Origin of the sequence: Colwellia sp. Bg11-12, from assembly GCF_014076955.1 — a bacterium.
Taxonomy (GTDB): domain Bacteria; phylum Pseudomonadota; class Gammaproteobacteria; order Enterobacterales; family Alteromonadaceae; genus Colwellia_A.
In genome coordinates, this window is the sequence record NZ_JACGUZ010000078.1 from 176,093 (window position 1) to 198,614 (window position 22,522).

19 protein-coding genes are annotated in these 22,522 nt (G+C 38.2%); 17 read left to right on the forward strand and 2 right to left on the reverse strand.

Annotated elements, in window-relative coordinates:
• Positions 1 to 46: 46 nt before the first annotated feature.
• The 3 genes from H4J39_RS15615 to H4J39_RS15625 are packed head-to-tail and all read left to right on the forward strand — an operon-like array spanning position 47 to position 5,273.
• Positions 47 to 3,400, forward strand: a complete 3,354-nt coding sequence (locus H4J39_RS15615; protein WP_182229312.1) for a hypothetical protein — start codon at positions 47 to 49, stop codon at positions 3,398 to 3,400.
• 1 nt (position 3,401) lies between these two features.
• Complete coding sequence (locus H4J39_RS15620; protein WP_182229313.1) at positions 3,402 to 3,617, forward strand: DUF1289 domain-containing protein; 216 nt, start codon at positions 3,402 to 3,404, stop codon at positions 3,615 to 3,617.
• Positions 3,618 to 5,273, forward strand: a complete 1,656-nt coding sequence (locus tag H4J39_RS15625; RefSeq protein WP_182229314.1) for a response regulator — start codon at positions 3,618 to 3,620, stop codon at positions 5,271 to 5,273. It abuts the gene before it with no gap.
• On the opposite strand, the gene queG is transcribed toward H4J39_RS15625, so the two are convergent.
• Positions 5,260 to 6,420: a tRNA epoxyqueuosine(34) reductase QueG gene (queG, locus tag H4J39_RS15630; RefSeq protein WP_182229315.1), complete on the reverse strand. Its 1,161-nt coding sequence runs from the start codon at positions 6,418 to 6,420 to the stop codon at positions 5,260 to 5,262. The genes H4J39_RS15625 and queG overlap by 14 nt on opposite strands.
• A gap of 48 nt (positions 6,421 to 6,468) precedes the next feature.
• Between queG and H4J39_RS15635 the strand changes: the two genes are divergently transcribed.
• From H4J39_RS15635 to H4J39_RS15695, 13 genes are all read left to right on the forward strand, one after another.
• Positions 6,469 to 8,091: an NAD(P)H-hydrate dehydratase gene (locus H4J39_RS15635; RefSeq protein WP_182229316.1), complete on the forward strand. Its 1,623-nt coding sequence runs from the start codon at positions 6,469 to 6,471 to the stop codon at positions 8,089 to 8,091.
• A 9-nt stretch (positions 8,092 to 8,100) separates the two neighbouring features.
• Positions 8,101 to 8,583 carry a tRNA (adenosine(37)-N6)-threonylcarbamoyltransferase complex ATPase subunit type 1 TsaE gene (tsaE, locus tag H4J39_RS15640; protein ID WP_182180608.1) on the forward strand — a complete coding sequence of 161 codons (483 nt, stop codon included), beginning with the start codon at positions 8,101 to 8,103 and terminating at the stop codon, positions 8,581 to 8,583.
• A 38-nt stretch (positions 8,584 to 8,621) separates the two neighbouring features.
• Positions 8,622 to 9,926: an N-acetylmuramoyl-L-alanine amidase gene (locus H4J39_RS15645; RefSeq protein WP_182224099.1), complete on the forward strand. Its 1,305-nt coding sequence runs from the start codon at positions 8,622 to 8,624 to the stop codon at positions 9,924 to 9,926.
• A gap of 33 nt (positions 9,927 to 9,959) precedes the next feature.
• The gene (mutL, locus tag H4J39_RS15650) at positions 9,960 to 11,837 is read left to right on the forward strand and encodes a DNA mismatch repair endonuclease MutL (protein ID WP_182229317.1); all 1,878 of its coding nucleotides are present in this window, start codon (positions 9,960 to 9,962) and stop codon (positions 11,835 to 11,837) included.
• 4 nt (positions 11,838 to 11,841) lie between these two features.
• On the forward strand, positions 11,842 to 12,807 hold the full coding sequence (miaA, locus tag H4J39_RS15655) for a tRNA (adenosine(37)-N6)-dimethylallyltransferase MiaA (RefSeq protein ID WP_182229318.1): 966 nt from the start codon (positions 11,842 to 11,844) through the stop codon (positions 12,805 to 12,807).
• 102 nt (positions 12,808 to 12,909) lie between these two features.
• A complete protein-coding gene (hfq, locus tag H4J39_RS15660; RefSeq protein ID WP_182180602.1) occupies positions 12,910 to 13,167 on the forward strand; it encodes an RNA chaperone Hfq in 258 nt (85 codons plus the stop codon).
• 88 nt (positions 13,168 to 13,255) lie between these two features.
• A complete protein-coding gene (hflX, locus tag H4J39_RS15665; RefSeq protein ID WP_182229319.1) occupies positions 13,256 to 14,563 on the forward strand; it encodes a ribosome rescue GTPase HflX in 1,308 nt (435 codons plus the stop codon).
• A gap of 54 nt (positions 14,564 to 14,617) precedes the next feature.
• A complete protein-coding gene (gene hflK / locus H4J39_RS15670; RefSeq protein WP_182229320.1) occupies positions 14,618 to 15,763 on the forward strand; it encodes an FtsH protease activity modulator HflK in 1,146 nt (381 codons plus the stop codon).
• 3 nt (positions 15,764 to 15,766) lie between these two features.
• Positions 15,767 to 16,654, forward strand: coding sequence for a protease modulator HflC (gene hflC, locus H4J39_RS15675; protein WP_182229321.1), 888 nt, complete (start codon positions 15,767 to 15,769; stop codon positions 16,652 to 16,654).
• Positions 16,655 to 16,789: 135 nt separating this feature from the next.
• On the forward strand, positions 16,790 to 16,978 hold the full coding sequence (locus tag H4J39_RS15680) for a DUF2065 domain-containing protein (RefSeq protein WP_182229322.1): 189 nt from the start codon (positions 16,790 to 16,792) through the stop codon (positions 16,976 to 16,978).
• Positions 16,979 to 17,122: 144 nt separating this feature from the next.
• On the forward strand, positions 17,123 to 18,421 hold the full coding sequence (locus H4J39_RS15685) for an adenylosuccinate synthase (RefSeq protein ID WP_182229323.1): 1,299 nt from the start codon (positions 17,123 to 17,125) through the stop codon (positions 18,419 to 18,421).
• 501 nt (positions 18,422 to 18,922) lie between these two features.
• Complete coding sequence (locus H4J39_RS15690) at positions 18,923 to 20,164, forward strand: malic enzyme-like NAD(P)-binding protein (protein ID WP_182229324.1); 1,242 nt, start codon at positions 18,923 to 18,925, stop codon at positions 20,162 to 20,164.
• Positions 20,165 to 20,450: 286 nt separating this feature from the next.
• Positions 20,451 to 20,807, forward strand: a complete 357-nt coding sequence (locus H4J39_RS15695) for a hypothetical protein (RefSeq protein ID WP_182229325.1) — start codon at positions 20,451 to 20,453, stop codon at positions 20,805 to 20,807.
• Positions 20,808 to 20,820: 13 nt separating this feature from the next.
• Here H4J39_RS15695 and metJ read toward each other — a convergent pair whose 3' ends face one another.
• Entirely contained in the window at positions 20,821 to 21,150 is a 330-nt protein-coding gene (gene metJ, locus H4J39_RS15700) for a met regulon transcriptional regulator MetJ (protein ID WP_182229326.1), read from the reverse strand.
• A gap of 182 nt (positions 21,151 to 21,332) precedes the next feature.
• Between metJ and metB the strand changes: the two genes are divergently transcribed.
• Positions 21,333 to 22,490, forward strand: coding sequence for a cystathionine gamma-synthase (metB, locus tag H4J39_RS15705; RefSeq protein ID WP_182229327.1), 1,158 nt, complete (start codon positions 21,333 to 21,335; stop codon positions 22,488 to 22,490).
• The last annotated feature ends 32 nt before the right edge of the window (positions 22,491 to 22,522 follow it).

The window sequence follows — 22,522 nt, forward strand, 5'->3', positions numbered from 1 at the left end:
TACACTGTATTTTTCTCTAAATTTACCGTTGAAGGTATAGAACAATATGGACGCTTCTCGTTACTTTTCGCAGCAATTATCAGGACGATTTTTTAGGATTGCTTTACTTTCCTTTTTTTTATTCTCCGCGATAACCGCACTTTTAGTCTTTCGCGACAATCAAGTTACCACATTAGCAGAGAAAGATCTGCCTTCTTTAACGAAACAAAACCAACAGCAACAGCAAGTATTACTTACTTACTTGGCGCTAGAAAATTTAGCTCAACGTACACATGCCGATAAGTTAAAGTATGACTACGCACAGGCCCAACAAAAAATTAATAATATTTCATTATTGATAAACAATAATAAATCTCAGCTAGATTTAATGTATATAGGGCATAAAGAGTTTGCTGGCGTTGTTGATAAATTGACTGAAAATCATGATAGAAACCATCAGCTAAAACAAAATACGATTATTCAACTACAGCTTATTAATGATCAGATAGCGGCTGATATTAAACAAAAGCAGCGACAAAAAAGCCTATTACTTCAGCAGATTAATTCAGATAAATTTACTGACAACGTAACTGCCACTAGGGCTAAAGCCTACGCAACGCAAATAACGGAACTGAGTCAATTACAACAATTACAGCAAACAATTATCCGTGCATTGTTAGCCTTTCAACAATTAAACCTTCAGTATTCTATTCTTGATTTTGACGATGTAAGTACTGAGCTAAGGCAAGCTTTAACTATTTATTTACCGACAGGAAATGTGGTCAGTAAAAATACTTCGTTATTAACAAAACAATTAATAACGTTAGAACAGTTGTTATTTTTACAACAGAATACTGTGGCAAAGTGGCGTAGCCATTTACGGTTATCGCGTTTATATGTCGAATTTATAAAACAACAGCAGCAACAATTGCAGCAATTAGTGTTGGACTTTTCAGTCGAACAGTCTCTTTCACTAAATAATAAGTTGCTATTAATCGATTGGCTTCCTGCCAAGGTAACAACCTTATTAAGCCAACAAAGAATCTTTCTAAGCAACCAACATTTACAGCTAGTGATACTTGGTTTTATCGCGCTACTTTTTTTATTTTTAGTGAATATGATATTCAGTACCAAGAAAAAAATAAAAAAATATGGCCAAGAAAGTGTACTGCTATTTATGACATTTATTGAAAGTAGGGTTAACAATGGAGATGAAAAACTTACCCCCGATTGTTTGAATTCTATGGAAAATAAACAAATTGCAGAACAAATGCAAATAGCCCTAGAAACAATGATCAATCCTATATATAGCGAAAAAGAATTTCAGCAACAACTTGTAGAACAACAAATCGCTAATAAAAATAGTAGTCAACAAGTTGAAGAAATTAAAAATCTGAAAAGTTTTATAAAGAAATTAGAACAGGCCAGTGATAACGAAAGTTTGCAGTTAATCTCTAAACATAACACCGATAACGAAAAGTTAAGTAATATGGTGGTACGTACTATGTTGCAAAGCCAGAGTGTATCCATTGGCTCTGGCGTTACCTCACTTCAGGTTTACCGACAATTATCGCGCATCTTTGATTGGTGTCGACAAAATGAAATTCGAAGTCAGTTTTCGTCTGCTTTACAACCGATGACATTGAGCGATGTCGCCTTGTACAACGAAATAGATGCGGCACTACTTAATATTATTAGCGATGCACACTTTCAGCGTAATAACATTTACTATCAGCAGGACGAACAATTATTAACGCACGCGAAATTGGATATACGTTTATTCCACCGACTTTTAAATGGCATTTGTCGATTACTGCTTGTTGACTTATTTAAAGCTACCTTACAAATATGTACCCGTGTCATTGATAAAAATGAAGGTCAGCAAATGGTGCGTTTTGATTTTTCTGTCACAACCCCAAAGGCAATAGCAAAAGTACCTGAGGAAATAGAGCGTCTATTATTGGTTGAAAGTTCGGAGTCTGCAAAAATAACAGCAAATGATACCCTTACTTACTTGAACCTACTTTTTGATGCTTTAAATGTCACAGACAAAAATGTTCAATTACAAGAAAACGGTTACCAATTCTCATTTACGTTACCGATTGCTTTTGCTGATATTGCTCAAGAAATATCAGTAAATAAAATTGATTTGCAGCAAGCGAATGTTTTATTACTCTCAAGTGACAACAACATTTGTGGCATTATCGATAAAGCGCTTGCTTCAGCTAATGGTTTAATCGAAAACTTATCAAAACCCGCGTTAATTTTTCCGCGTTTAAGCACAACAAAGCTGATGAGTAACAACGTTGATCTGGTTATTTTAGGTAGCGATCTTTATATAAAGTGGTTTGAAAAAATCGAGCTACATATATCGGGTTTAGCAACAAATATTCAGCCAAAACTCTTCGTTATACAACCCTCTTTAAATGCTCCTTTAGAACGGCATGGCTTGTTTGAACAAGTAGCTAACCCACTACAAATATCGGCATTACAAGAAAGTATCTATGATTTTTTAACGGCAGAAAAAGCGAGTAATCGTAAACTTAATGCGAGTACGTTTATCAAACATCAGTATTTAGTGACACAGGTTGAGGTACTTTTTGCTGTAGAAGCTCCTACTAAACATCTAACGTTAATACGTATTTTACAGTGGTTAGGATTACAAGTGAAAATCGTTTCTCAAGCTAAGGCTATGTCTAAATTTTGGAGTTCTGGGCGATATTTATTATTATTTACTGAGTTTGAGCAATCACCTTTTATTGCAATGGCTGCAGGTAAAGGCGTTCGCCGCGATATATTTACTTTTAGTAAAAATAGCTTTTCAACAAAAAATATTCCATCATTAGCAGATAAGTGGCGTGTCTCTGTTGTACCCGCACTTGATGATATTGACGCTTTAGTGACACTTTTACAGCCTTGGTTAAAGGCCAAGCAAACTCAAGTAATTTCTAATGCACCATTAGAAAAGCAAAATAACGACAGCCAAAAGCGTAGAAATATTGATGCTCAAAAGCGACAAACCAGTAAAAAAATTGACCAAGTACACTCGGCGTTAGATTTAACTCCCGCATCGAAGACTAATCAGTCAGAGCCGCTTAATTTAGAAAAATATGCAAAAATCCAAGGTTCTGCAGAACTGGCAATCGTGATGCTTGATGATTACATTGCTGATATTGATGATGTGGTCAGACAATTATCGTCAGCCCTTGATGAGCAAAATTATCCATTAGGTATAAGCTTGATCCATAATTTAATGAAAACAAGTGCGATATTAGCCGCTCAAAGTTTGCTTGATGCGTGTAAACCATTACTGCTTGAACTTAATCAAGATAAAACACATGAACATCAGCAGGTTATGGTGTTGTTCGGACAATTGAATCATCAGAAACGGCTGTTAAGTCAGTTTGCTGAGGCAATATAAAGTGACTTTTGAAGCAGATAAAAACACTAACGTAGCCAGTCCTTGTACGAGAAACTGTTGTTTGAATACCGATGATGTTTGCCTTGGCTGTTTTCGACATATTAATGAAATTTTGGCATGGAAAAGCTATGAAAATCACGAGAAAAATAACGTGATTAAGACGTGTGAACACAGGCGAGTTGCTGCGCAAGAAAAATGCTCTAAAGGTAAATGTTAAATGGAAATTACAGAAAAAAATGAGCTAGATGATTTTTCTCAACTTAAAGTCTTATTAATAGATGATAACTTATTGGTTCATGACACCTTAAAATGTGCTTTATATGACCTAGGTATTCAGCACGTAAAGTGTGCTGAAACTGCTTATTACGGTTTAAGGCTTTGTGAAAGCACTCACTTCCATGTGATTATTTGTTCGTTCAATGTAAAAAGTGATAAAGACGGCTTTCATTTACTCGAAGAGTTAAAGTTTAAAGGGTACGTTAATAAAACCACCGTATTGATATTCTTGAGTGCAGAAACCAGTGAAACGCTGGTTAATTCAATTGTCGAATTACAGCCTGATGATTTTTGGGTAAAACCGTTAGCTGCTAAAAAGGTTCAAGAACGCCTGATACATACACTGCAAACTAAAAAACAACTCTTTAATATGTACCGTGCTACGGATACGAAGAACTTTTCTAACGTGATTTACTTTGCCGAACGACATTTGCTTGATGAAAGTTTGAAAAAATATCATCCCAATATACTTCGTATGAAAGGTGAAGCATATTTGAGTTTGCAGGAGTTTAAAACCGCAGAATCTTTTTTTCAAGAATTGATGAAAACCTATAAATATGCGTGGGTATATTTGGGCTATGTCAGATCCTTACTCAAGCAAGGGCGCATTGAAGAAATTAATGACCTACTTGACACACTAACAAAGAAACCAGAAACACGCTTTGGCGTTCATGATTTGCTCGCCCAATATTATATTGAACGTGAACAATATAGCTTAGCCTACGACGAAATTAAAAAAGCGACGGCATTGTCACCAAGAAATATTGAACGTAATAAAAAAGCATGGGATTTAGCACGCCTTAATCATGATCACGAAGGGCAATATATTGCGACGCGTAATATTGCTCAACAAGCAAAAAACTCTATTCATGACTCCCCTGAGCTCATTTTAAATGTGATTCGTGCGGGTATTGATTTAGCGTCGGCTATTACCGACGAACGCTCTACTAGAGTGTTGCAACAAACTGACAAATACATTGAACAACTCGAAAATGACTACGACAATGCAAATGAGTTTAAACAGCAGTTACTGGTAGTAAAGGCACGTTTATATAACGTTCGTGAACACTCAGATAAAGCGACTAAGCTCATTGAAAACCATGTTAATTTGAAAGCGTCTCCACAAATTGAAGACAACCTCGACAAAGTAAAAGTATTTCATGAGCTGGGTATGCGTGAAGAAGCGGTAAAAATGTTAGATGCAATTCGTAACCAAATTTCTGGCGATTCACTGACGAGCCAAGTGATCAATAAATATATCGAACAAGAAAGTATTGAACGTGCTGAAATTAATTTTACCCCAAAACAGTTGAACAGTATGGCGGTGGAACATTTTGAGAAAAAACGTATGCAGCCAGCACTTGACGCGATTGAACAAGCACTGAGATTAACGCCTAACAATGTAAAACTTACCATGAGCCTATTAAAGATATTAATCATGATAAAGCAAAGTAATGAATTTGACGCTGGCCATGAAAAGTTGGGTGATGAAGCGATTGAATTGCTCTTGTCTGCAAAAGTTAATGGCAGTGGTTTAGACGCTATTGAGAAGCTAAAAATAAAGTGGAAAAGCGCTGAGCCGGCTAAGCATCTCTAGGCAAACCTTTTTCAACACTGCGAATCAATCGTTCAGTTAACCGTTGATTTTTTACGTGTGTGTTATTTTGCTGTTCTATTGCTATACGCTTACTTTCTTGTTGGTTCAGTGCCCAAGTAATATGCTCTGCGACCATAGACTCCGCGCTAACTAAATTATGCTGTAGTGCTTGAATATTTGCTTCGTTATACGGAGCATTACCCAGTGCAACGGCAATATTTCGTTGCCAGCTATTAAAACCAATACGGCGGATCGGTGAGCCTTCGGTTTTACTGAGAAACGTTTGTTCATCCCAGCTAAAGACAGTCAGCAATTCAATATTATCAAGGCTTTGACGTGGCGAAAAATCACCTTCATCTGTCAAGTTCGCAAATTTATTCCATGGACAAATAAGCTGACAATCATCACAACCGTAAATTCTATTACCAATTAGGGGTCTAAATTCTTCAGGGATCGCATCCCGTAATTCAATGGTTAAATAAGAGATACAACGACGGGCATCAACGACGTAAGGGGCCACTATCGCCTGTGTTGGACAAATTTTAATACAAGAGACGCAACTACCACATTCATTAGCTGTTTTATCACTGGTCGGTAAGGGGATATCAACTAAAAGTTCGCCAAGAAAAAACCATGAACCCGCATTTTTGTTGATCAAGAGTGAGTGCTTGCCTACCCAGCCTAACCCGGCTTTTTCTGCTAACGGCCTTTCTAAAATAGGGGCAGAGTCAACGAATGGACGAAAATTAAACGTTTCACAATATTCACTAATTTTATCACCAAGTTGTTTGAGCCGTTTACGGATTAATTTGTGATAGTCTCGGCCTAAAGCATAACGGCTAATATAGGCATGATCTTTCTTTTTAAGGGTACGAGCAAATTTAGCATCGGTAGGTAAATAGTCCATGCGTACACTAATTACTCGTGTTGTGCCCTCAACAAGCTCTTGAGCGCGTGCTCGCATTAAACCATGCTTTTTCATGTAGTCCATTTCACCATGGTAGTTGTTTTCTAACCACTGGGTTAATGCTTTTTCATGGCTTGATAAGTCAATATCGCTGAAACCTACCTGGGAAAAGCCTAATTCTTGACCCCAAAGCTTGATTTTTTCGGCTAATTCTTGATAGTTGATCGTAGATGTTGTCATAGTTACATTGTTGTCGCAGGAAAATTAACCGAAAGTTGGATAAAAATAATGAATGTAAAAATCTTAGCAGCAAGTTTACCACAAGCGGCTTTTTCCGCGAAGCAAGTGTTGAACAATGAAGAAAAAGTTGCAAAAAAGCAAAAAATTGAAATGTATTCATTAATGAAAAGTGCAGGTGAGGTTACTTTTCAACATATACAACAAACCTATTTATTAAAGTCTAACCTAGAAAACGAGTATCTTTTAAAGCCGAAAATTTTAGTGATTTGCGGTAAAGGAAATAATGGTGGTGACGGTTTTGTTTTGGCGAGTTTAGCTGCACAGGAAGGCTTTCAAGTAACTGTTTTACTTACCGTCCCCCCACAGGAACTCTCAGGTAATGCTTTAACTGCTTACCAACACTACACAGTGATTAATAAAGCTAAAGATGCACTGGTTTTATTTGAACAGCAAAACTGCAATGATGAAACGGTGGTGAATTTTCAAGGCGCCCTAATCGTTGATGCAATTTTTGGTATTGGTTTTAAAGGAAGTTTGCCGCCATGCATCGTTACTTTGGTTAAAGCTATTAATCAGCATTTAGCGCCAGTGGTCAGTGTTGATGTTCCGTCTGGACTTTGTGCAACAACTGGCTATGTGGAAAGTTCAGCGGTTGTTGCGCAGAGTACAGTCACTTTTATTGCGCTTAAAAGTGGCTTGTTAACAGGGCAAGCAATGAATCACGTTGGTCAGTTATATTTTGCTGATTTAGATCTGGGTTGCGAGTTTTCAGCACAAATCTCTAATGAAGCTTCCGTGTTAGGTGAGTCGGTATTTCAGTATCTGCCAACACGTGTGGCCAGCAGCCATAAAGGAAATATTGGCTTATGTATGGCGATTGGTGGCGAGAAAGGTTTTGCGGGGGCCATTAGGTTATCTGCAGAGGCTGCTTTACGAAGTGGCGCAGCATTGGTCAGTGTTTGTTGTCATCAAGCCAACCAAGCATTCGTATTTAATGGGCGGCCTGAATTGATGTTAGCACCGACTTGTGCTGAAAAATTATCAACTAATGATGCATTTATTAACGCTAAAATCTATGTGCTTGGCCCGGGGTTAGGTCAAAATAACTGGGGTATGGCGTTATTTAATTTGGTTTTAGCTCAACATAAACCTTGTGTCATTGATGCGGATGGCTTGCGTTTATTGGCAAGCGATTATTATCAAGGTCTATTGGGAGAGTACCTTAAAAATAATGATTGGATATTAACGCCACATCCTGGTGAAGCGGCTGCATTATTAGATTGTACAGTAGCAGACATAGAAAGAGACCGTTTTAGTGCAGTGAAAAAAATTGCCCGACAATATAACTGTGTTTGTGTATTAAAAGGCTCAGGGAGCTTAATCAGTGATGGACAACATGCTTGGATAAATACAACAGGAAATTCAGGTATGGCTAGTGGTGGTATGGGGGATGTCTTGTCAGGTATGATTGCAGCGGTCGTTATGCAAAAAAATATGGTTAAAGGTTGGAGCAAAAAGCAAAAGACCATCAATTATGCACAACTTACTGCTCTGGCTGTTTATATTCATGGGAAAGCCGGCGATTTTATTGCACAAAAGCATGGTAAAATTGGTATGCTAGCAAGCGACTTATTGCCTATTATCCCGCAACTTATTAATAAGAAACTTTAGAATATACTAATGAAAGAAATACTTACAAACAAACACTACTTATTACCTGATGAATCCGCAACCATAGCCATGGGTAAAAAACTGGCTGATATTGTACAAAAAAAACTTAAACAAGGTATTGTTGTTTATTTATACGGTGATTTAGGTGCAGGAAAAACGACGTTAACACGAGGTTTTGTACAAGGTATGGGGCATATTGGTCACGTTAAAAGCCCAACTTACACTTTAGTTGAACCTTACGAACTGAATAATTGGTTAGTATACCATTTTGACTTATATCGATTGTCTGACCCTGAAGAATTAGAGTATATGGGCATTCGAGATTACTTTGCGCAGAATTGCTGCTGCTTTATAGAGTGGCCGGAAAAGGGGCAAGGTATGATTAAGGCGCCTGATTTACGTATCGACTTAGCGTATAGTGATGAACAAAGAACTATTAATTTCCAAGCAAAAACCACGCTGGGTCAGCTTGTGCTGAGCTCACTGGCTTAATGTAGTTTGAAATAAGCAAAAGGAAGGGAAAGCAGTAAATGAATATTCGATCGTTATTTTTAGCTATTTTATTACTCTTTAGCGGTTTTTCTTCTGCCTACGGTAATAGTATTGACGGCGTTCGTGTTTGGCCTGCACCTGAGAATACACGTATTGTTTTTGATTTAAGTGGAGTACCTGACTATAAGTATTTCAGTTTAAAAAAACCTCAACGGTTAGTCATTGATTTTAAAAATAGTAAAAATCACGTTTCGTTTAAGAATCTTCTTAAAAAAGACAAGCGTATTACACGTATTCGTACCAGCAAGTCTCCTACTAAAGGAACAACACGCTTAGTATTAGAATTAGCTGACAATTATTCTCTAGCTGTTTTCCCCCTTGCCCCCGCAGGACAATACGGCAATCGTTTAGTGATTGATTTATTCGATCAGGAAAAAATCACCCAGCGTGCGCATACGCCACAAAATAATCAACGCGATATCATCATAGCCATTGATGCCGGACATGGCGGCGAAGACCCAGGCTCGGTGGGTGGGAAGGGGACTTATGAAAAACGCGTTACGCTAGCGATTGCAAAAAAACTTGCGACTTATATCAATAATGAAAAAGGGATGAAAGCGGTAATGGTTCGCGATGGAGATTATTATGTCTCTGTCGGGCGACGTAGTGAAATAGCCAGAAAAAGCCAGGTCGACTTTTTAGTGTCCATTCATGCCGATGCTTTTAGAACCCCACAGCCAAGTGGTGCGTCAGTGTGGATTGTATCGCATAAACGTGTAGAGTCAGAAATGGCAAAATGGTTGCGTAACCGATCTAACAACTCAGAGTTATTAGGTGGTGGAGGGGGCGTAATCAAAAATACCCGTGATGATAATTTGGCGAAAACCTTAGCTGACATGAATAAAGAGCACTCACAAGGTGTGAGTATCAGTATGGCAGCGAGCGTAATTAAACAATTAAAAAAAATCACTAAGATGCATAAGAAATATCCACAAAATGGTAATTTTGGTGTGTTAAAATCTTCTGATATCCCCTCAATTTTGGTAGAAACAGGCTTTATTTCTAACCACAGAGAAGAGCAAAATTTAAATTCTAGTGCCCATCAAAGAAAACTCGCTAAAGGTATTTTTAAAGGCATTAAAAATCATTTTCTGTCTCAACCACCGATGGGAAGTTTTTATGCCTCTATTGAAGAACGTCAGCACAAAATTACTCGTGGTGAATCTTTGTCTGTGTTGGCGCAGCGTTATAGCGTTTCAGTAAGACAATTAAAACTCGCAAACAATCTAACGTCTAATACCGTACGCATAGGTCAAACATTAAGAATACCTCGTGCCGATTAATTTCATTATAAAATAGTTAATAGATCAAATTTTATGACCATAGAAATCCTTCCAGCTCGTCTTGCTAACCAAATTGCCGCGGGTGAAGTCGTAGAGCGCCCTTCATCAGTGGTGAAAGAATTAGTTGAAAACAGTTTAGATGCTGGCGCAACGACCATTAAAATAGATATTGAAAAAGGTGGCGCTAAACGTATTCGTATTAGCGATAATGGCGCGGGCATTGTTAAAAATGAACTCACCTTAGCGCTAAGTCGCCATGCAACCAGTAAAATTAAAGATTTAAATGACTTAGAAGGTATATGCAGTCTAGGTTTTCGTGGTGAGGCACTGGCAAGTATTAGCTCTGTTGCTCGTTTAACGTTGACCTCAAAGCCTGCTGAGCAAGAATCAGCGTGGCAAGCAATTGCTGAAGGCCGAGATATGGCGGTGGCATTGCAACCAGCCGCACATCCCAATGGTACAACTATTGATGTCGTTGATTTGTTTTTCAATACGCCAGCTAGGCGAAAATTTCTGCGAACCGAGAAAACAGAATTTTCTCATATTGAAGAAGTCATTAAGCGTATCGCTTTGGCACGGTTTGATGTGAGCTTTATTTTGTCGCATAACCAAAAAGTGATAAAACATTTCAAAGCGGTTAATAATAAAAGCTTATATGCGAAGCGCGTAGCACAAATTTGTGGTCAAAAGTTTATTGAACATTCACTTGAAGTTGATTGTCATCATGGTGATTTGCAATTGTCGGGTTGGGTAGGGCTACCAAGCTTCGCGCGCAGCCAAAATGACTTATGTTTTAGCTATGTTAATGGTCGCATGATGCGAGATAAGTTGATTAATCACGCGATTCGCCAAGCTTACAGTAATATGCTGCCAGCGGATACTTATCCCGCTTTTGTACTTTTTCTGGTGCTTGATGTGCGTGAAGTTGATGTTAATGTGCATCCGGCAAAGCATGAAGTACGTTTTCATCAAGGCCGTTATATACATGATTTCATCTACTCGGTTTGTCATGACGCGTTAAGTGAAAATGCAAATGTGGCTGAGGTGCCTGTTCAAGGTAATCAATCTGCCACTCTTTCACACATTCAGCCTGAAATGAGCGGGGTAAATTACCCACAAGCCAATCAACACGAAAGCGTTCACCAAGTAGAGCGTGACTATATTAAGCCATTGACTAAAGTGACTGATGTACATGCTCAATCTTATGAACATCGCCCTCAAAATAATCAATCCTCTTATACACAAAGCAATAACAAAGTCAGTAGAAGTGCGGCTCAAGCTTATCAAACATTAATGACACCTTTGTCTGACAAAGACAATACTCAAGAAAGACCACAAGCCATTAATGACAACCAAACCTTAGTACTGGGCGATGTCGTTGACGAACAATATGCTGTGATCACACTTAATAATGAACTGCGTTTATTAGCGTTAAATAAACTAGAACAAGCGCTTAAATTGCTTGACGTTCAAAACAGGTGGCAACACAACTTTGTCAGCCAACCCTTATTATTACCGATAAAAATATCGCTAGATAACAAGCACGTCGATTTTGTTGAACAGCAGACGGATGCTTTGAAAAAAATAGGCATTGTCGCCAGTGTTTTGACAAAATATAGTGTCCAGGTTCGCGAATTCCCTGCCTTATTGAGAAATAAAGATGTTAACTTGAGCTTTAATAACCTGTTAAAATTTTTGTTTTTACAGGATGTCCATAAACTCGAAAATAGTGATTGGCAACAGGCGTTTGCAAGTTTGTTGACCGCAGGCACCTATGATAGCCAACAAGCTAATAATCTACTTCATTTGGGTGAACAAAAATTTAATTCTACTTTTGAGCAGCAGCTACGCTTGAATTCGGTAGTGGTAGACCTCACATCTTCAATAACAAAGTTAACGAATGCCAAGTAAGCCGATGTCTGAAGTTCTATCTACAAACGTTATTGACAGTAAACAAACTAAATTACCGCCAGTAATTTGTTTGATGGGGCCGACTGCATCGGGAAAAACAGCGTTAGCAATGGCATTATGTGATGCACTACCATGCGATATTATCAGTGTTGATTCTGCACTTGTATACCGAGATATGGATATTGGCACAGCAAAACCAACAACTGAAGAGTTAGCAAAGTACCCACATCGTTTAATTAATTTAATTGATGCTAGTGAAAGCTATTCAGCCGCTGATTTTTGTCGTGATGCATTAATAGAAATTGCTAAAATTCGAGCAAACAACCGTATACCTTTATTGGTAGGCGGTACGATGATGTACTTTAAAAGCTTAATTGACGGGATATCACCTCTGCCATCCGCAGATGCAAGTATTCGTGAAGGCATAGAAGCTGAAGCTGAAGCGTTGGGATGGGACAATATACACCAGCAACTTGCTGTCGTAGACCCAATTTCTGCCGAACGTATTCATAAAAATGATCCACAACGATTAATGCGAGCGTTAGAAGTCTATCGACTTACTGGCAAAAGCATGACTGAATTAACGAAAGTTAAAGGTGAAAGACTTAGCGGCGATGTTCTACAATTTGCTATTTCACCTAAAGAACGTAAAGATTTACATGCTCGTATCGCGCTAAGATTTGAGCAAATGATAGCACAAAATTTTGAATCAGAAGTTGTCAATTTAAAGCAACGTAATGATTTGCATAAAGATTTACCCTCCATCCGTTGTGTTGGTTATCGCCAGATGTGGGAATATTTAAATGATGAAGTCGACCACGATGAAATGGTCTTCAAAGGCATTTGTGCGACACGTCAATTGGCAAAACGACAGTTGACTTGGCTGAGAAATTGGCCAAATTTACAATGGCTGCATATGGAAGATGAAAATAATTTAAAACTAATTCTGTCTTCTGTAAGCAAACTTTAAACCTTGATGTATAATGAAAACAGTTGCATAGTAAGTAACTAGTTTTATAACGAAAAAACTCGACAATACATTTATTAAAAATAACAAAAAAGGGGCCACACAATGGCAAAGGGGCAATCTTTACAAGACCCATTTTTGAATGCTTTACGACGTGATCGCATTCCGGTAGCAATATATTTAGTTAATGGCATTAAACTACAAGGACAAGTAGAGTCATTTGATCAATTTGTTATCTTACTTAAAAATACAGTAAGTCAAATGGTTTACAAACACGCCATTTCTACTGTTGTTCCTTCACGGGCAGTTTCTACTATGCCAGCACCGCAAACGGGTGATTATAATCAGGAACAGCAAGATTAATGATTTTATTGAGTTTGGTTATACGCCAAATATTAAATGTCCAAAAGTCTTTTTTGGTTTAACTATTTAGTTTATAGGTAATACTCAATTGTTTGATCGTTATGAAGCAGGTGAGCAAGCTATTCTTGTTCACCTTGATTTCCCTGATGAAAATGCACGTGAAGACTTACAAGAATTTGAAATGCTTGTGAGCTCTGCGGGCGTGAATGCGCTTGCTATTATTACCGGCAAACGCAGTACACCTCACACTAAATTCTTTGTTGGTAGTGGTAAGGCTGAAGAAGTAGCCGAGGCGGTAAAGCTATATCAAGCCAATGTCGTACTTTTTAATCACGAACTTTCCCCCTCTCAAGAAAAAAATATTGAAGCGTTGTGTGAATGTCGTGTTGTTGACCGCACGACACTTATTTTAGATATTTTTGCACAACGCGCTCGAACCCATGAAGGGAAGATGCAAGTTGAGCTTGCACAGTTAAAACACATGAGTACTCGCCTTATTCGTGGCTGGACACACCTTGAACGACAAAAAGGTGGTATAGGCCTACGAGGTCCTGGTGAAACTCAACTAGAAACTGATCGGCGTTTACTTCGAGACCGTATGGTTAATATCCGTAAACGTTTAGAACGGGTTGAAAAACAACGCCAGCAAGGTAGAAGAGCAAGAACACGCGCTGAAATACCGACTATTTCTTTAGTAGGTTATACCAACGCTGGCAAATCGACCCTGTTTAACATTATTACTCAGGCAAATGTTTATGCCGCTGATCAATTATTTGCAACTTTAGACCCTACGTTACGAAAAATAGAGATTGAGGATGTAGGGCGGGCAATACTTGCTGATACAGTAGGTTTTATTCGTCATTTACCTCATGATTTAGTCGCTGCTTTTAAAGCGACATTGACTGAAACGCGTGAAGCTGAATTATTACTGCATGTAATTGATATTTCAGACGATAGGCGAACTGAAAATATTGAGCAAGTTGAAACGGTTTTAAAAGAGATCCAAGCGGGCGACGTACCGCAATTATTAATTTGTAACAAAATAGATGCTTTGGAAGATATTCAGCCTCGCATCGATAGAGATGATACAGGTTTACCTATTAGGGTCTGGTTATCTGCGCAGAAAGGCATAGGAATCGAATTACTTTTTCAAGCGTTAGCTGAGCGCCTCGGAAAGAAAATAGTTAAGCACAACTTATGTTTACCTCCAAGTGAAGGTAAATTACGCGGTGTATTTTATCAATTAAATTCTATTGTTGATGAAAGTTATGATGAAGACGGAAATTGTTTATTGAAAATTAAATTACCTGCAAGAGAGTGGGATAGATTAATTAAACTCAACGAAGCTGATATTGAAGGCTTTATTGAACGTAAACAGACTGATATATTACCGTAATGGGTAAATAGAAGTTTTAGTATTTATTTAAATTTATAGTGAGTGGAGAAGACCATGGCGTGGAATGAACCGGGGAATAATGATAAAGACCCCTGGAAAAAGAAAGATGATAAGAATCAAGGGCCACCAGATTTAGACGATTTACTTAAAGATATTGGTAATAAATTTGGCGGTATTTTTGGCGGTAAATCATCAAACGGTGGTAGCAAAAAAGGCGCTTCGAATGTTGGTATCGCTATTGCTTTAATCGTGGGTATTCTTGTATATGCATTTAGTGGTTTTTATACCATTAAAGAAGCTGAAAAAGGCCTTGTTTTACGTTTTGGACAATATTCTGGCACAGTAGAACCAGGTTTGCGTTGGAAGTGGACATTTGCGGAACGTATTATTCCTGTAGATATGCAAACAACACGCGATTTACCTGCATCTGGCTTCATGTTAACAAAAGATGAAAATGTAGTACGTGTTGAAATGCAGATACAATATCGTGTTGTTGATGCGCGTAATTATATTTTCAGCGTTACCAATGCAGATGACAGTTTAAGCCAGTCACTAGACAGCGCCTTACGCTTTGTTATTGGTGATTCTAAAATGGATGATATTTTAACAAGTGGTCGTGAAAAAGTTCGTCAAGATGTCTGGAAAGAATTAGATGACATTATTGCCCCGTATAATCTTGGGTTAATTGTTGTCGATGTCAACTTTAAAGATGCACGTCCTCCTGAAGAAGTGAAAGATGCTTTTGATGATGCTATTTCAGCACAAGAAGATGAAGTGCGTTTTTTACGTGAAGCTGAAGCCTATGCACGAGGTATTGAACCGAGAGCACGTGGCCGAGTGAAACGTATGGAGCAAGAAGCCATAGCGTATAAGCAACAAACAGTATTAGATGCTGAAGGTGAAGTCGCTAAATTCAATAAATTATTACCTGAATACTTAGCGGCTCCAGAAGTTACTCGCCAGCGTATGTATTTATCAACGATGGAAAGCGTTTATGCGAATACCAGCAAAGTAATGGTTGATGTTGAAGGCGGTAATAACATGATGTATTTGCCGTTAGATAAAATGATGCAAAGTCAGTCATCAAACCAGAACAGCATGCCACAGAGTCAGTCACGTATAAACCCACCGGTTAATACGTCAAGCTCTGCTCCTGACTTGTCAGGCCGTACAGACAGATTTAATGATGGGAGAAATTAAGCAATGAAAAACTTTATAATTGCATTAATTGTATTATTTTTGGTATTAACTGTCTCTTCTGTTTTTGTCGTTTCTGAAGGACAACGTGGTATCGTTTTTCAGTTTACAAAAATTAAACGTGATGCTGATACCGGTGAAATGATTGTCTACGAGCCGGGCTTACATCTTAAGATACCGTTTATTAACAACGTTCGTAAACTTGATGCGCGTATTCAAACACTTGATGAAGCACCTGATCGTTTTGTTACCTCTGAGAAAAAAGATTTGATGGTCGACTCTTTTGTTAAGTGGCGTATTGTTGATTTTTCAACATTTTACTTACGCACCTCAGGCTCTGTAGAGAATGCTCGTGCCCTATTAAAGCAAAAAGTAAATAATGGTCTGCGTACCGAATTTGGTACTCGCACTATTAAAGAAATTGTTTCAGGTGACCGTGACGGCATTATGGCTAAGGCTTTAGCAAGCGCTGAAAGTAGTCGCGAAGATTTAGGTATTGAAGTTATTGATGTACGTATTAAGGCGATTAACTTACCCGCCGAAGTCAGTGCGTCAATCTACGACCGTATGCGAGCAGAACGAACCGCTGTTGCAAAAGAGCATCGTTCTAAAGGTCAAGAGCAAGCTGAAATCATTCGTGCAACAATAGACGCTAAAGTAACAGTTATGTTAGCAACAGCGCAAAAAGAAGCACAAGAAATGCGTGGTGAAGGTGATGCATTAGCCGCTAAAGTTTATGCTGATTCATATGGACAAGATCCTGAGTTTTTCAGTTTCTATCGTAGCCTCGAAGCTTATGAAAAAAGTTTTAGTAGTAAAAGTGATATCCTAGTGGTTAAACCCGATAGTGATTTCTTTAACTACTTAAAAGAAGGCGCTAAAGTTCAAAAATAGCTTATTCTTTTGATCAAAAAGCCATGACTTGTCATGGCTTTTTTGTATCTGCTATAAATAGCAAACAATCAATAAATTGTTCATAGGGATAATTCCTTATTGCAATACGAATCAAATAACTCTGGGAGTATTAAGATGATAGATACACTGTTAACCGCTTTCGCGCTAGTTCTCATCATTGAAGGTTTGGTACCAGCCCTTTTTCCCAATAAATGGCAAAACTACCTAATAAAGTTAACACAACAACCGACTTCATCTATCCGTAATATCGGCATGAGTTTACTGTTTTTTGGCGTGATTATTTTATGGTTGGTGAGTAAATAGGCTAAAGTTCGATATAAATATTTTTTATAAGCCCTTTAGTTAATTGAATATTTTAAAATTGAACTAAAAATCGTCATATATTACTTGGACTACTATTTTATTTTTGATAAAATCCCCGCCTAATTTTTTATCGAAATTGAAAACATGGGCAAAAACGTCGTAGTTCTAGGCACCCAATGGGGTGACGAAGGTAAGGGTAAGATTGTTGATTTACTCACAGATAAAGCTAAGTACGTAGTACGTTATCAAGGAGGCCATAATGCAGGTCATACTTTGGTAATTGACGGTGAAAAAACCGTACTTCATTTAATTCCATCGGGTGTATTACGTGACAATGTGAAATGTTTAATCGGTAACGGCGTAGTTTTGTGTCCGAAAGCCTTGATGACAGAAATCGCAATGTTAGAAGCTAAGGGTGTTCCTGTTCGCGAACGCTTACTTATTAGTGATGCTTGTCCGTTAATTCTTCCTTACCATAATGCTTTAGATGCGGCGCGTGAAATTGCTCGTGGTAATAAGCCAATTGGTACGACAGGACGCGGAATTGGTCCAGCTTATGAAGATAAAGTGGCTCGCCGTGGTTTACGCGTTGGTGACTTAGTCTGTGCAGAAACATTTGCAATTAAATTAAAAGAAATTGTTGAATACCATAATTTCTCTTTAGAACATTACTACAAAGTTGAGCCTGTTTGTTATGAAACAGTGCTTGCTGATGCCCTCGCGGTGCGTGATGTGATCCTTAAGATGGTTGCTGATATACCTGAAATGCTTGATCAAGCGCGTAAGAACGGTGAGTCAATTATGTTTGAAGGTGCCCAAGGCACTTTACTGGATATTGATCACGGTACTTACCCTTATGTAACGTCTTCAAATACTACTGCAGGTGGCGTTGCTACCGGTTGTGGTTTTGGACCTCGTCACTTAGATTATATTTTAGGTATTACTAAAGCATACACAACGCGTGTTGGTTCGGGTCCTTTCCCAACAGAACTAGACGATGAAGTGGGTGAACACTTAGGTACCGTTGGCCATGAATTTGGCGCAACTACCGGTCGTGAGCGACGTTGTGGTTGGTTTGATGCCGTTGCAATGCATCGCGCAATTCAAGTTAACAGCGTAACAGGTTTTTGTTTAACTAAACTTGATGTTTTAGATGGTTTAAAAACACTTAAAATTTGTACAGGCTACAAAACTCAAGCGGGTGATATTATCACTGTGCCGCCAACGGCTGCTGAAGGTTATGAGTGTATTACACCTGTTTACGAAGAAATGCCGGGCTGGTCTGAAACAACGGTTGGAGCAACTTCTCGTGATGCTTTACCTGCTAATGCAATCGCTTACATCAAGCGTATTGAGGAATTAACAGGCGTACCGGTTGATATTATTTCAACAGGACCAGAGCGTAATGAAACTATTATTTTAGTTAATCCGTTTACTGATTAACACATAACGCATTATATTTTGTAAAAAAATATTTTATTAAAACCACCTTTTAGGTGGTTTTTTTTCATCAAAAATAAAATATATTCAAACAGTGATTTGAATATAAATGCAAAAACAAATTACTAACTCTACAATCATAAGTCATAACGTTAATGAAAGTTAACGCTTTAATGTCAAAATTTAGTGATAAATTCGCTGTTGTGCATTGAAAAAAAGAAAAGTTGAAAACTAAGTTTAACCAGTGAATGAAGTTTATAAAGTACACATAAATATGAGATGAATAGATTAAGCTATATAACGAATATTTAGTTTTATGATGTGCAATAGAAAAGTGCTGAGGGTATGTTTGTTATGGCTTCTAGCACTTTTTTATATAAGAATAATGTTGGAACAACATGTAAGATTGCAATAATATATATAACTATGCTGTATATAAAAATAATAAAACTTAAAAAATAGCATAAAAAATACAATAAATTTACCTAACGCATAGGACTCATCATGACTGATTTTCGCCAACAAGCACTTGATTACCATCAATTCCCAACGCCAGGGAAAATAAGTGTCGAATTAACCACCGCTGCTGAAACTAGCCTTGATTTAGCGCTCGCATACAGCCCAGGTGTTGCTGAGCCGGTACGTGCAATTGCAGCAAATCCAGATGATGTTTACAAATATACCGGCAAAGGAAATACGGTTGCTGTTATTACTAACGGTACCGCTATTTTAGGTTTAGGGAATTTAGGTGGTATGGCTGCGAAGCCAGTGATGGAAGGTAAAGCGTTATTGTTTAAGCGATTTGCAAACATTAATTCATTTGATATCGAAGTTAAGCATAAGACGGTTGAAGAATTTGTTAATACGGTGGCTAATATTGCTGATAGTTTTGGCGGCATTAACTTAGAAGATATTAAAGCGCCAGAGTGTTTTGCTATTGAAAAGGCCCTTATTGAACGTTGTAAAATACCTGTATTTCATGATGATCAACATGGTACCGCTATCGTTACTGCTGCAGGTATGATTAATGCCCTAGAAATTCAGGGTAAAAATATTAAAGATGCCAATATAGTATGTCTTGGGGCAGGTGCTGCAGCAATTGCTTGTATGGAACTATTAATAAAATGTGGCGCTCAGCGAGAAAAAATCTACATGCTAGATACTAAAGGTGTTATTCATACTCGTCGTGACGATCTTAATGAATACAAGCGCATGTTTGCTAATAACACCGATAAACGTACGCTAGAAGATGTTATTGATGGCGCAGATGTTTTTGTTGGTGTTTCTGGGCCGAACTTACTTTCTGCTGAAAATGTAAAACTGATGGCGGCGAATCCGGTGATATTTGCTTGTTCAAACCCTGATCCGGAAATTAAACCAGCATTAGCGCTTGCTGTTCGCGATGATCTTATTATTGCCACTGGACGTTCTGATTACCCTAACCAAGTGAATAATGTTTTATGTTTTCCGTTTATTTTCCGTGGAGCACTAGATGTTCGTGCTAGAACCATTAACGATGAAATGAAAATTGCCGCTGTTAATGCTATTCGTGACTTAGCAAAAGAACCTGTTTTGCAGGAAGTGCTAGATGCTAGCGGTGAGCAAAGTCTAACTTTTGGTAAGGAATATATCATTCCTAAACCAATGGACCCACGTCTATGTGGTCGAGTTGCACTTGCTGTTGCCCAAGCTGCGGTTGATTCTGGCGTTGCCGCATTAGCGATGCCTGAAAATTATATGGAATAATCAGCACAAAGGAACAATCGTGGTCTATGTGGTCGAGTTGCACTTGCTGTTGCCCAAGCTGCGGTTGATTCTGGCGTTGCCGCATTAGCGATGCCTGAAATTATATGGAATAATTAGCGCAAAGGAACAATCGTGGTTTATGTGGTCGAGTTGCACTTGCTGTTGCCCAAGCTGCGGTTGATTCTGGCGTTGCCGCATTAGCGATGCCTGAAAATTATATGGAATAACCAGTAAAATATAATCGTGTCATGCCAATAAGCTGAGATAAACACGTTGGAGAGTCATAATGAAAAATGCAACAAAAGCAGTTTTACTCTCTGCGCTTGTTTATCCAGGAGTTGGTCAGCTGATCTTTAAGGCCTATCGGCGTGCAATAGCGCTAATTTTGATATTCTCAATAACGGCTTATTTGTATATTGAAGAGGTGGTCAGTAAATATCAGCCACTTATTGAAAAAGTAAAATCAGGTGAAATTGGGCTAAACAGCCAAGCACTTGCAGATGAAATAGCAAAACACCCGATTATTCTTGATCAGTTATGGGTGAGCACATTAACCTATATACTCGTAATTTGTTGGGGGTTGGGTGTTATTGATGCTTATCGTTTAGGCATAAAAAAAGACGCTACAGCGTCTTTTAAATGAGTGTAAATAAGCACTACTCGTCATCTACTTCAAATTGACTAAAGTCGGTAATCCCCTTTGCTATCAATGCATCTCGAACACTTTTGGGGAGAATTTCAGTATTATCTTTTGTTAAATCACCATCATCAGGAAGAGGCTGCCCAGTAAAAGCATGTAAAAAAGCTTCACATAACAATTCACTGTTTGTCGCATGGCGTAAGTTATTAACTTGTCGACGGGTGCGTTCGTCAGTTAATACTTTAAGTACACGCAACGGAATTGATACAGTGATTTTTTTAACTTGCTCACTTTTTTTTCCATGTTCGGCGTATGGTTTTATATAATCGCCATTCCACTTTGCCATTTAATTACCTTGTTTAGCTAAATTATTTTTTATAAGTTAGATTTTACTGGTTGTTGGCGTTGAGTCAATAACGAATGTGTAGAAGTTTAGAAGTCTAAAGTCCTTGACCGACAAAAGCAAAGCGTTTAGAGTTATAGACGTCCAAACATCTATTTGATTTTACTGTCCAATTGGAGCAAAAAATGACAAGCAAAAAACCAGCAACATTGGCTGTTAGAGCCGGTATTAATAGTGACAAACACCATGGTGCGGTTGTTCCTGCAATTCATTTATCGAGTACTTACGCCTTAAAAGGCTTTAATGATAAGCGCCAATTTGATTATTCTAGGACAGGAAATCCAACACGTAGTACATTCGGGCAAGCTATTGCTGATTTAGAGCACGGCGCAGTGGGTATCGTCACTAGTACTGGTATGTCTGCTGTTCACTTAATCTGTCAATTACTGACAACACAAGACACTGTTATTATCCCCCATGATTGTTACGGTGGCAGTTATCGATTATTTACCCATTTAGCAAAACGTGGCCAATTTAATGTTATTGTTGTTGATCAAAATGATCAAGAAGCCTTAGCTCAAGCTCTGGCGCAAAAGCCAAGATTAGTACTGGTTGAATCACCCAGTAACCCCTTATTACGTTTGGTTGATATAGAAAAGGTTACTAAGGCGAGTCATGCTGTAGGAGCTTTAGTTGCGGTAGATAATACTTTTCTTTCACCTCTTTTGCAGCAGCCGTTATTATTAGGTGCAGACATTGTTTTTCACTCAACAACTAAATATATTAACGGTCATAGTGATGTGGTTGGCGGCGTATTAGTAACAAAAGAGCAGAAGCTTGGTGAAGAGCTTGCGTGGTGGGCAAATTGTATTGGTATTACCGGTTCACCATTTGACAGCTATCTTGCATTACGTGGTTTAAAAACATTGCCTATTCGCATGAAACAACATCAAGAGAATGCGAATGTTGTGGCAAAATACCTAAAAAGTCACTCAGCAATTAATGCCGTGTATTTTCCTGGTTTGAAAGACCATCCAGGACATGAAATTGCAAAGCGACAACAAAAAGATTTTGGCGCTATGATGAGTTTTGAAATAAAAGGCGGTGTTGAAGCGGTTAAAGTGTTGTTTGATAAGTTAGCACTCTTTACTTTGGCACAATCGTTAGGTGGTGTCGAAAGCTTAATAAGTCATCCATCAACGATGACTCACGCAGGTATGGAAATTGAAGCACAAATTGCCGCAGGCATCACGCAATCCTTAGTTAGAATTTCTGTAGGTATTGAAGACATTACTGATATTATCAGTGATTTGGAACAAGCTTTACTTGCGAGCCAAATTTAAGGTTTTAGACTATTTTAATAGCATAATTAATG

Bases quoted from the DNA above. Each gene is read 5' to 3' on its own strand.
- H4J39_RS15615 (WP_182229312.1), top strand. From the start codon at position 47: ATGGACGCTTCTCGTTACTTTTCGCAGCAATTATCAGGACGATTTTTT.
- H4J39_RS15625 (WP_182229314.1), top strand. From the start codon at position 3,618: ATGGAAATTACAGAAAAAAATGAGCTAGATGATTTTTCTCAACTTAAA.
- queG (WP_182229315.1), bottom strand. From the start codon at position 6,420: ATGACAACATCTACGATCAACTATCAAGAATTAGCCGAAAAAATCAAG.
- H4J39_RS15635 (WP_182229316.1), top strand. From the start codon at position 6,469: ATGAATGTAAAAATCTTAGCAGCAAGTTTACCACAAGCGGCTTTTTCC.
- tsaE (WP_182180608.1), top strand. From the start codon at position 8,101: ATGAAAGAAATACTTACAAACAAACACTACTTATTACCTGATGAATCC.
- H4J39_RS15645 (WP_182224099.1), top strand. From the start codon at position 8,622: ATGAATATTCGATCGTTATTTTTAGCTATTTTATTACTCTTTAGCGGT.
- mutL (WP_182229317.1), top strand. From the start codon at position 9,960: ATGACCATAGAAATCCTTCCAGCTCGTCTTGCTAACCAAATTGCCGCG.
- miaA (WP_182229318.1), top strand. From the start codon at position 11,842: ATGTCTGAAGTTCTATCTACAAACGTTATTGACAGTAAACAAACTAAA.
- hfq (WP_182180602.1), top strand. From the start codon at position 12,910: ATGGCAAAGGGGCAATCTTTACAAGACCCATTTTTGAATGCTTTACGA.
- hflK (WP_182229320.1), top strand. From the start codon at position 14,618: ATGGCGTGGAATGAACCGGGGAATAATGATAAAGACCCCTGGAAAAAG.
- hflC (WP_182229321.1), top strand. From the start codon at position 15,767: ATGAAAAACTTTATAATTGCATTAATTGTATTATTTTTGGTATTAACT.
- H4J39_RS15680 (WP_182229322.1), top strand. From the start codon at position 16,790: ATGATAGATACACTGTTAACCGCTTTCGCGCTAGTTCTCATCATTGAA.
- H4J39_RS15685 (WP_182229323.1), top strand. From the start codon at position 17,123: ATGGGCAAAAACGTCGTAGTTCTAGGCACCCAATGGGGTGACGAAGGT.
- H4J39_RS15690 (WP_182229324.1), top strand. From the start codon at position 18,923: ATGACTGATTTTCGCCAACAAGCACTTGATTACCATCAATTCCCAACG.
- H4J39_RS15695 (WP_182229325.1), top strand. From the start codon at position 20,451: ATGAAAAATGCAACAAAAGCAGTTTTACTCTCTGCGCTTGTTTATCCA.
- metJ (WP_182229326.1), bottom strand. From the start codon at position 21,150: ATGGCAAAGTGGAATGGCGATTATATAAAACCATACGCCGAACATGGA.
- metB (WP_182229327.1), top strand. From the start codon at position 21,333: ATGACAAGCAAAAAACCAGCAACATTGGCTGTTAGAGCCGGTATTAAT.